This is a genomic window from Elusimicrobiota bacterium (assembly GCA_040757695.1).
Classification (GTDB): Bacteria; Elusimicrobiota; UBA8919; order UBA8919; family UBA8919; genus JBFLWK01.
This window is the reverse complement of sequence record JBFLWK010000001.1, coordinates 17,665-27,764: the sequence shown is the minus strand read 5'-3', so window position 1 is coordinate 27,764 and position 10,100 is coordinate 17,665. Positions and strand designations below refer to the sequence as shown.

Sequence of the window (10,100 nt, the reverse complement as noted above, 5' to 3'; positions counted from 1 at the left end):
AAGCAATTAAAAATTAAAAATTAAAAATTAAAAAAATCTGCGGCAATCTGCGTTTTTATCTGCGTAATCTGCGTTCCCAAAAAAGTACTTGACAAAATACAAAAAATTCTTTATAATTATAGTACCGAGCCGATGTAATTGGCGAGGTGCTTAATTATATCGCTGTAGAAACGATAATAGCAAACCTATTTGAAGAAGATGTGAAATGTGTAAGGTGTTATGTGTAATGTAAGTAGTGGTTTTAAATTTTTACTTTACACATTACACTTTTAACATTACACAGTCTTTAATGGGGACGCAAAGCCAATATCCGTAAAGGCAGGTTAAAAGTAAAAAGTTAAAATTAAAATTGAAACAGAAAAATTTTAACCTTTAACCTTAAACTTTTAACTTGCAGTTATAGATGCCGGGTTACCGAAATTAGAAGAGACAGATAGGAGATAGAGGATAGGAGTAGTGTCTTTGCTTCAATCTCCATACTCCAATCTATTATCTGCCATCTGTTGTTATCATCCGAGTTTCGGTATCGCCCGTCAACTCGGTTTTTTTATAAGGAAACGCGAATTATGAAAACAAAAAAATACCAAATGAATAGAAACAAGTGGTTAAGTGGCTATGTGGTTAAGTGGTTTGTATTTACTATTCACTTATTCACTTATTCACTTATCCACTTAGGCACCTGCCTTTACGGCGCGGCTTCCGGCGGACAACCTGCCCAGTTTCTATCCTGGGGTGCGGGTGCCCGAGCGCTCGCTATGGGTAAAGCATTTATCGCAATATCAGACGATGCATCCGCAACATACTGGAATCCCGCAGGGCTTACTCAATTAGAACGTAAAGAGTTCACAGGGCTTTACGCAAAATTATGGTATGATACCGCATACAGTTTTATCTCATATGCGCATCCGACAACCAAACTTGGTGTATTCGGTATTTCTATTGTCTCGCTTACATCAGGCGGGTTTGAAAAGGTTACAATAGAACGAAATACAGAAAATGATGTTGTAGATTTTAGGGTGCTGGGCACTTTTAAGGATGCACAGACAGCCTACTGCGGCTCTTACGGGAAAGACCTGTCTAAAAAAATTACATTCGGCACTACTATAAAATATGTTTCACATGTGATTGATATCTATAAGGTTGCATTCATGACATCCGATGCAGCACTCATCATAAAAGATGTGTATCCAAAATTAAAAATCGGGCTGGATATCCAGAATCTAATCTCAATAAAAATGGGTGATACAGATGATAGTTTCCCGATAGTTCTGAAACTTGGTGGTGCGTACAAAGCGCTGAAAGACCGCTTAACAATTGCGCTTGATATTGAAAAGGGAATGCGGGCGAACCCAAATTATCATGTAGGCGCTGAATACTGGGCGATGGACTATGTTGCAGCACGGTTCGGGTTTGATGTTGGCGATAGCGGTATTAGAGAAACCACTGCGGGCTGTGGCGGACGCTACAGGGACTATACGCTTGATTTTGCAATGGCGTTTCATGAGTTAGGCTCGTCCACACGGGTTTCCGCTGGCTGGCGATTCGGTAAATCTGCATCAACCGGCAAGTTTGAAGAGATGGCAAAATACTTCCGAGAAGGTATGGATGCGTACAAAATCGGCGAGTATCTGGTTGCAATGGACCGTTTATCAAAAGCGTATAGTGTGGACCCGACAAACGAGGATTTAGCCAGAGCGCTACCACGAATCCAAATTGTCTCCGGCTGGATTGCTGCTGAAAAAGGAACAACAACAGAAGCAGAATCAATCCGAACTGGTATCGCTTACTATATTGAAGGTGATTTGAATAGTTCGGTGATGGCATTAAGACATGCTTATACGCTACAACCTCAGCATGAGAAATTAAGACGGCTGTTAAACGATGTAGAAAAAGAAGCCGCACAGACACTAACGCCAATAGCAGGCACAAAACTTACTACCGCACCGGCACTCAATCTGATAGAGCAGAAGCAGGAAAAAGCACGCGAGTACTTCGCAAAGAAACAATACGATGCTGCAATCAACGAATGTCAGGAAATATTGATTATTGACCCGAAGAATGTGCTCGCATTAAAACGAATGGGTTCCTGCTATTATCAGATGGACTTGAAAGAGAAAGCGGTTGCTACCTGGAAAAAAGTACTTGAAATAGACCCAACTGATAAGGATGTGCTTGATATCTTGAAAATGTTTGAAGGCGAGCTGAAAAGCGAGGCTAAATGAATCAATCAGTAATTAAGCGAATAGCGAATAGAGGTGAGCGGATAGCAGAGAGAGGAGAGAGGATAGAGGTTAGCAGTTGGTTTTTTATCCGCTATCCGCTCTACGCTATCCGCTATTTGCTATTTACTTTTTACCTTTTACTTTCTACCTTTCTACCTTTCTACCTTTCTACCTGCCTCTATAGTGTTGAGCCGGATAGTTCTACGCTATTACAAGAAAAAATGCGGATTGAGAAGGACTATGAGAAACGTATCATAGAGATTGTAGAAAAAATAGTCGGACCCGGTAAAGCAGTTGTATTTGTATCAGCGGAATTACAGAGTGTCAAATTGAGTGGTAAAACTGAACAAGCACAAGGTACTGCTGAGCAGGCGAATCCATTTTTAGGCGTTAAACCGAAACCGAAAGTTTTGCCAGGGTTTGAAGCAGAAGTAGCGCCGGAAGTTCAACAGCCCGCTGCAGGTAGCGAAAAATCAGCCGGTAAGGCACAGAAAGCTGAACGAATAATTGTTTCTACAATGTTGAGAGCATTAAAAGTAACAATTCTGCTGGATAAAGGCATACAGGAAGCCAAGAAACTAATTATTAAAGAGGCAATTACTCAATCGGTTGGTTCTGATGTTGGTGGTGGCAAGTTCACATTAGAAATAAAAGAAGCGCCATTCACAACAACATCATTCTGGGCACCGTTTTTAGAGCCAAAAGTTCTTGTACCGCTAATTCTGGGTATCATTTTTCTGATTGTCTTGATGGGACCGCTCCACAGTGTTTTGCAATCGTTTGCAAATGCGTTCAAAGAAAGCCGAAAAGGTGGCGAGTTCACAGTACTGTCAAAATCAGAAACTGAAAGTAAAGGTGAAACTAAAGGTGAAGGTGCTGGCAGTGGTGGCGGTGGTGGCGGTGGTGGTGTCGGTGGTGCAGCAGGTGCTTCGGTCACCATAAAAGAAGAGGAGGAAGAAGAAATGAAAAAGAAAGAAAAACCGTTTGAATATATCACAAAAGAAAATCTTAAAAATCTGATTTATCTTCTACAGGAAGAAACGCCGGAAGTAATCGCATTAGTTATTACTTATCTTAATCCGGAGTTTGCGGCCGAAGTTGTCGCAGCACTGCCGTCTGATTTACAACTCCAAACTGCGGTTTGTCTCGCAAATGTTAAACTAACATCCGAAGAAGATGTGACAAAAATTAACGATAAGATAAAGAAAAATATTGATTTCCTCGTCGGCGGGATGGATGCATTCATAAAAATTTTAGGTCAGGTTGAAAACCGTATCAGAAAAGAAATGCTATCCACATTAGAAAAACAATCGCCACGACTGGCTAAAATAGTTCGTGAGAATGTATTTATGTTTGAGGATATAGCAAACCTGCCAGACCAGACAGTTCAGTTTATTATGCGTGAGGTAAAAACAGACCAGTTAGCAATTGCATTAAAAGGTGCCGGGATGGATGCAGTTATGCAGAAGGTGCTTGCGAATATGTCAGAAGGTGGTCGGCTATTATTAAAAGAGGAAATGGATTTCGGCAGGCCTGTGAGCCCACAGCAGATAGAAGAAGCACAGCGTGATATTGAAAAAATAATCAAAAGAATGGAAACTGAACGAAAAATAGTGCTCCGAATGGAAGAAAAAAAAGGGACAGCGGTTGTGATAGAAGGTCGGCTACAGAAACTGGATATTGGTGATGAATATAGAACTCAACCGCAGCCGTCTCAGCAACAAACCCAGCAAACTCAATCCCCACCCCAAACTCAGCAACCACAAGTATCTCCACAGCGTGCTATAGAGTATTATAATGCCGGTATTACTGCGTATTCATCCGGGAAAATTGATGATGCAATACATTATTTTCAGCGGTCTGTAGAGTATAACCCGAATTTCTGGCAGGCGTGGCAGTATCTTGGTAGTTGTCTCTATTCAAAAGGACGGATTGAAGAAGCAATAAAATCATATGAACGCTCACTCGCTGCTAATCCATCAAATACACAGTTAAGAGATTGGCTTGCAACTGAGAAACAAAAAAGACTGGCAGCAAAATAAAAAAGATAGGTTAAATGGAAAAATAAAAGGTTAAAAGTAAAACCAAAATTTTAGCCTTTAACCTTTTACCTTTAACTTGCCTTTTTTGGAGGTCAGAAATGGAAGACGAAAAAACAAAAATTTTTGGTAGCACTGTGCCACCATTACCTTCTAACAACAATTTGGTCCCACCTCCACCACCGGATTTACCACTACCCGATATAACTTCTTCACCACTCGCCCCCTCGTTGCCCGGTGTTTATCCAATGCCAACTGTGTCTCAATCTTTACCTGCTACTCCTTCCGTTGATTATGAAAAAAAGTTTCAGGAAATGGAACAGACACGACTTGATATGCTGAAAATGCTTGAAGAAATACAAGATAAACACGATAACGAAAAAACATTATGGGAAGAAAAAATAACAGCACTGCAGAAAGAATCACAAACAGTAATGGACGAATTCGCAGCACGGCAGTTAAAAGAAGAAGAAGAAAAAACAAAAAAAGAAGCAGAAAGCCGTGACGAAAAATTACGGCTTGAACAGACACTGAAAGAACTCCAAGCCCGACTGGAAACCGCACAGGAAAAAACATTCTTTCAGGCGCTGAAAGCAAAAGAAGAACAGGCAACTTCTGCTCAATTAGAATCCGCAATGAAAGATGTGCAGTTAAAAACTATCCAGAAAAATACTGTCCAAGAAATAGAAATAATGAAACTGAAACTTGAACAGACGCTGGCAGAAAAATTACAACTCCTGCGAAAACAGTATGAAGATAAAATCGCTAATGTGTATCTGAAATTTTCACAGAAAGAAAAGAACTATATCAGCAAAGCGGATACATTACAAACTGAAAAAGAAACATTGCTGAAACAAATAGAGCAGGAAAAAGAACGGCTTAATAAAGAGTTTAATGAAAAGGTTTTTAATAAACAATCTGAAATCAACAACTTAATTGCTAAATTAGACGAGACAAAAGAAAATTATAACAAAAATTTGATACAACTGCAAAACGAACTAACAGCCGCAAAAGCCGAAATTTTACTGAAAGAAGCAAATATAAAATCGGAATACGAGTTAAAACTTAACCAAGCCAGAACCGCAATGTCAGATTTAGAAGGTAAATATATTACACTCAACTCTCAAATTGAAGGTGAACGAAAAATACTATTAGAAAAATTGAAATTTAAAGAAGAAGAAATTACAGCATTGCAAAAACAGTTCCAGGATAGAGAAACACTCTTACAGACAGAATACGAGAAACAAATTTCGTTTAATAACAGTGATAAAACCCGACTTGAAGCAGAAATGAAATCAGATACTCAAAAACTGAAAGACAACTACAACAAGAAATTAGCCGAACTTGAAACTGAGAAAAAAGCAATAGAAACAACACTGCTATTCAGAAAAGCAGAGTTTGAAAAAGCACTACGCGAAAAAGAAACTGAATGGCATGCCCGAACTACAAATATCAGAAACGACTATGAAAGCAAATTACGCGAAAAAGATGCCGAACGGCTAAAAATAGAAGTGGACTATAATAACAGAATCACCCTGTTAAATAACTCTAATCAGTTAGAGATAGCAAAATTGAAAGAAGAACTAAACCAGAAAAATCAAACAATCTTGCAAGACCATGCAAAACTTGACAGCATAATTTCAGACAAAGAGAAAGAAATAATGTCTATTAAATCGTCTTTCCAGGACGAACTACGGAAACAACACGAGTTTTATGAAGAAGCGCTTTTAGAAAAAGATGAAAAAATTGCACTCGTTACAAGCGAGTTTGAAAGACGAGAACTTGCTATCCGGTCTGAATTGGAGAAACGACTTGCAGATGCATTAAATGAAAATATAAAATTGGAAATGAAATATAAAAGTGAGATAGAAGTGTTGACTACTGAATACACAAAACGGCTTTCTGCATCGTTGGATGATAAAACCAAACTGGAACAGAATTATTACGCAAGATTGAGTTCGCTTGAAAAGGAGCAGATAAAAGAAATTGATTACCTTGAAGAACGATACAGACAGGAAATAGAAAAACTTAGGGCTGAAAACCAGCGAAGAATTGACGAACTGGTTTCTGTCAGAGATGAACTTGAACAAAAATATAGAATTGAATTAGAAACTAAAAAAGTAGAGTATGAAAAAAGCATGAGAACCAGAGATGAAGAATGGCATATAAGAACCGAAAAAGTTAAAACTGATTATGAAACCAGAATCAAACAGATAGAGTCAGAAAAGACATTAGCCCAGCAGGATTCCCAAAAAAAACTGGATACTGAGAAATCGTATCTTGAGAAAAAAATTGCTGATATTACAAACGAGGCATCGTACAGAAATAAACAATATTTAGAAGAAATCAAAAACGATAAAACAACTATTTTAGCAAAAGAACAGGAATTACAAAACCTGAAAAACAATTACGAAACCCGACTTGCTGAAATGGTTCATATTGAAAAAGGATTAAAAGAAAAAATTGATAGATTATCCGCAGATCTTATTGCAGAACGAACAAAATTTGCTAACGAACTAACCAGCAAAACAACCGAGCTTAAAACTTTAGAACATCAGATAAATGTTTATACAGATAAAATAAAAAAGCTGGAAACTGAAAAATCAGAGATAGAAAACCTTGTCAAAATGAAAGAAACAGAAATCAACCAGCTGACAGCCGCCTATCAAACCGAGTTAAAAGCAGTCGCAGTAGATAAAGAAGCAACAATCACCGAGTTAGAAAAAGAGATATTAGCCGCACAGAAAGAAACGGAAACATTACGTACAAAATCGGCAGATGAATTACGAGTGCTCGCAGTTAAGAAAGCGGAACTTGAAGCGATGGAGTTAAAATTGAAAACAAGCCAATCAACAATAGACGAGCAGATAAGAATGGCAACCCAGAAGTATGAAAAAATGATTGCTACAAACAATGAGCAACTGAATTTCTTAAAACAGGAATTTGAAAATGAACTCGCACTGTTAGAAGCCCAAAATAAACAAAAAGATGAAAAACTCTTAATACTACAAGACGAACTGGAAACCAAATTAGCACAAGAAAGAAAAAAATTAGATGCCGAGTTTCTAAAAAAAATAGAAGCAATAGAAAACAAAAATCAATCTGAACGAAAAATGGTTGAAGAAACATTGCTGAATGCAAATACTAAAAACTTGGCTGAAATAGACCGGCTAACAAAAGAACTTGAAACATTTAAAAATATACAGATATTCCAAAAAGCGATTCTGGATGCTAAAAATAAACTGTTGGAGAACAAACAATCAACAGAAGATATTAAAAAATTAGACAAAAAGGTTGACTCGGTTTTTGCAAAATTCTGGAGGTGGCTGAACTCGCCAGCAGTATGAGAAAAGACAAATTCCAAATCACAAATTCCAAATTCCAAACTAAAAGCAAAACTATCCCAACTTTGCTTTTTGTTTTTTTATCTATCTCCTATCTCCTATCTCCTATCTGCCTCTTTGCAGTGCCTGCAAATATCTCGGACTTAACCGCACTGCCCGGTAGTAACGAGGGTGAACTTGTACTGCAATGGACTGCACCCGGGAAAGACGGGACACTCGCTACCGTCTATGGCTATATGGTTACATATAGTACCAAAGAGGTTATTACAAGAGCAGGATTTTCAATTGCTACACCATATCCACACGCATGGACAGGACTTGTCTCAGGAAATAAGTTAGAATCACGGCTTCTCACAGGGCTTGCACCTAACCAGTGGTATTATTTTGCAATAATATCGTCAGGTAGTGGTGGCTGGTCGGTCTGGAATTCATCAATTGATGTCGCAGGTATAAATCTCGGTGCCGCCAATATCGTGAAATGGATTTCACCAGATACAATCACCAACCTGTCAGTTACGCCAGGCTATAAAAAAGCAATACTTACATGGACAGCACCAGGCGATGATAACACAATTGGACCTATTACCAATGGACAGTTTGAGGTTAGATATTCTATACAGCAGCAGATTGTGAACGAAAATGATTGGAATAGCATACTTACACAATATCGGGTTGTTATCCCAACTTCTACATCGCCATCTGTATCGCAAAGTTATACAGTTACAGCACTTACAAATGGTACAACATATTATTTTGCGATAAAAACAAGAGATGAAAATGCTACCGGCTGGTCAGCAATAGATATAACATCGCCGGAACCATCCGCGACACCATTCAATAATCCACCATTTGATTTTGCAACTGTTTCACCTTCAAATGGGACAATTGTAACAACTACAAAGCCATCGTTTGATTGGCAAGATACAACAGACCCGGATGGTGAAGGTATCGCTTCATATTCTATAGAGTATTCTTTTTATAGCGATTTTCCATATCCGCCAGGCGAAAAAGGACCGCTTTCATATTCATCTTACACTTTTGTTGAGCCACTTTCCGACGATAAAACATACTACTGGCGGGCAAAAGCGATAGATATGGACTTAGGTATAACATATTCTACAAGCAGTGTTGTCCATATAAATATAGCCAATTCAGCACCAACAGATTTTAACTTGTTATCACCTAATAACGAAACCGTCCTGAAACGCCCGACATTTTCTTGGAATGCCTCTGATGACCCGGACCCGCCATGGAATATCAATTATACAATATATTATTCATCAACTTCTAATTTTTCAACTTATCTAACAACAACTACTACAAATACGAGTTTTTTATTCACAACAAATCTGATAGAAAATACAACATACTACTGGAAAGTAATAGCATCTGACGAGTATATCTCACCTGCAGTGACAACCTCTACGCTGACAGGCTCGTTTTATGTAAAACCGGTTTTGCCATCTGCACCTGCAAATGTCAAAATTACCGACGGAATAATTTCTTGGGACACTGTGCTGCTGGATGAAGACGGCACTCCAATAGTTGATTTCGCAACATATAAAATATATCAATCCGCAGATATTAAAAATATAGGCGCTGCCCAAACTTTTGCAGGATATACAACCACAACATCTACACCCGCAGTCAGTGGCTTGTGGACTGTTATCAGGGCAGTTGACGAATTCGGTAACGAAAGCGCAAACTCTATCGCTGTAAATCCCAGTGAACCTAACCAGTGCTTGCTTTCAAAACAGCAGGATTTACTTATAGAAATCCCGGCTGCGGCTCAGTCCACACTTTCTGATGTTATTATATCAATTACAAAAACTGGTCAGATTTACGAGATAAAACCATTGAATAATTCCAGTTTAACCGAGATACCCAATTTTCAATTTCCAACCCCGGTAAAGATTACTTTTGAAACTGATGACGACTGCGTCTACTGGCACAACAGCGTAGAATATGTCGCACTCGGCGGTAAAAAAGACAAAAGTATCACAATCCAGACGACAAAACTGGGTTTGTTTTATACCGGTAAAATTGAAACACCAAAATTGAAACTCATATCTGCATTCCCGAAAAAAATTTTTACACCAAATAACGATGGTATTAACGATGAGATAAATCTTATATTCACAGGTATCACAGAAGAAAATGTCGAAGGCGAAGTTTTTGATATTACTGGTAAAAAAGTCGCTATACTGACAAAAAAGGATTTTTCATGGTTTGCGTGGGACGGCAAAAAGTCAGACGGTAAAATTGTGTTGCCCGGCGTGTATATATATCAGATAAAAAACGGGAAAAATGTATGCAACGGCACAATAGTTGTGGCAAGATGAAAAAAAATCAGCAATTTAGCGATTTAGCGATTAAGCGATTAAAAAATAGCGTAGAGCGAATAGGGGATAGCGTAGAGCGGATAGCGGATAGAAAACCAACTGCTAACCTCTATCCTCTCTCCTCTTTCCTCTCTCTGCTATTTGCTATTTGCT

General features: G+C 38.5%; 4 protein-coding genes. All 4 read left to right on the top strand.

The window, feature by feature from the left end:
* The first annotated feature begins 566 nt into the window (after window positions 1-566).
* The 4 genes from AB1349_00115 to AB1349_00100 all read left to right on the top strand — a co-directional run bounded on the left by AB1349_00115 (window position 567) and on the right by AB1349_00100 (window position 9,947).
* Window positions 567-2,222 carry a PorV/PorQ family protein gene (locus tag AB1349_00115; protein MEW6555739.1) on the top strand — a complete coding sequence of 552 codons (1,656 nt, stop codon included), beginning with the start codon at window positions 567-569 and terminating at the stop codon, window positions 2,220-2,222.
* Complete coding sequence (locus AB1349_00110; GenBank protein MEW6555738.1) at window positions 2,219-4,264, top strand: FliG C-terminal domain-containing protein; 2,046 nt, start codon at window positions 2,219-2,221, stop codon at window positions 4,262-4,264. The genes AB1349_00115 and AB1349_00110 overlap by 4 nt, the downstream gene beginning before the upstream one ends.
* Window positions 4,265-4,362: 98 nt before the next feature.
* On the top strand, window positions 4,363-7,608 hold the full coding sequence (locus AB1349_00105; GenBank protein ID MEW6555737.1) for a hypothetical protein: 3,246 nt from the start codon (window positions 4,363-4,365) through the stop codon (window positions 7,606-7,608).
* Window positions 7,605-9,947, top strand: coding sequence for a gliding motility-associated C-terminal domain-containing protein (locus AB1349_00100; GenBank protein MEW6555736.1), 2,343 nt, complete (start codon window positions 7,605-7,607; stop codon window positions 9,945-9,947). The genes AB1349_00105 and AB1349_00100 overlap by 4 nt, the downstream gene beginning before the upstream one ends.
* The last annotated feature ends 153 nt before the right edge of the window (window positions 9,948-10,100 follow it).

Excerpts from the sequence above, each read along its gene's own strand:
- AB1349_00115 (MEW6555739.1), top strand. The coding sequence starts at position 567 with ATGAAAACAAAAAAATACCAAATGAATAGAAACAAGTGGTTAAGTGGC.
- AB1349_00100 (MEW6555736.1), top strand. The coding sequence starts at position 7,605 with ATGAGAAAAGACAAATTCCAAATCACAAATTCCAAATTCCAAACTAAA.
- AB1349_00110 (MEW6555738.1), top strand. The coding sequence starts at position 2,219 with ATGAATCAATCAGTAATTAAGCGAATAGCGAATAGAGGTGAGCGGATA.
- AB1349_00105 (MEW6555737.1), top strand. The coding sequence starts at position 4,363 with ATGGAAGACGAAAAAACAAAAATTTTTGGTAGCACTGTGCCACCATTA.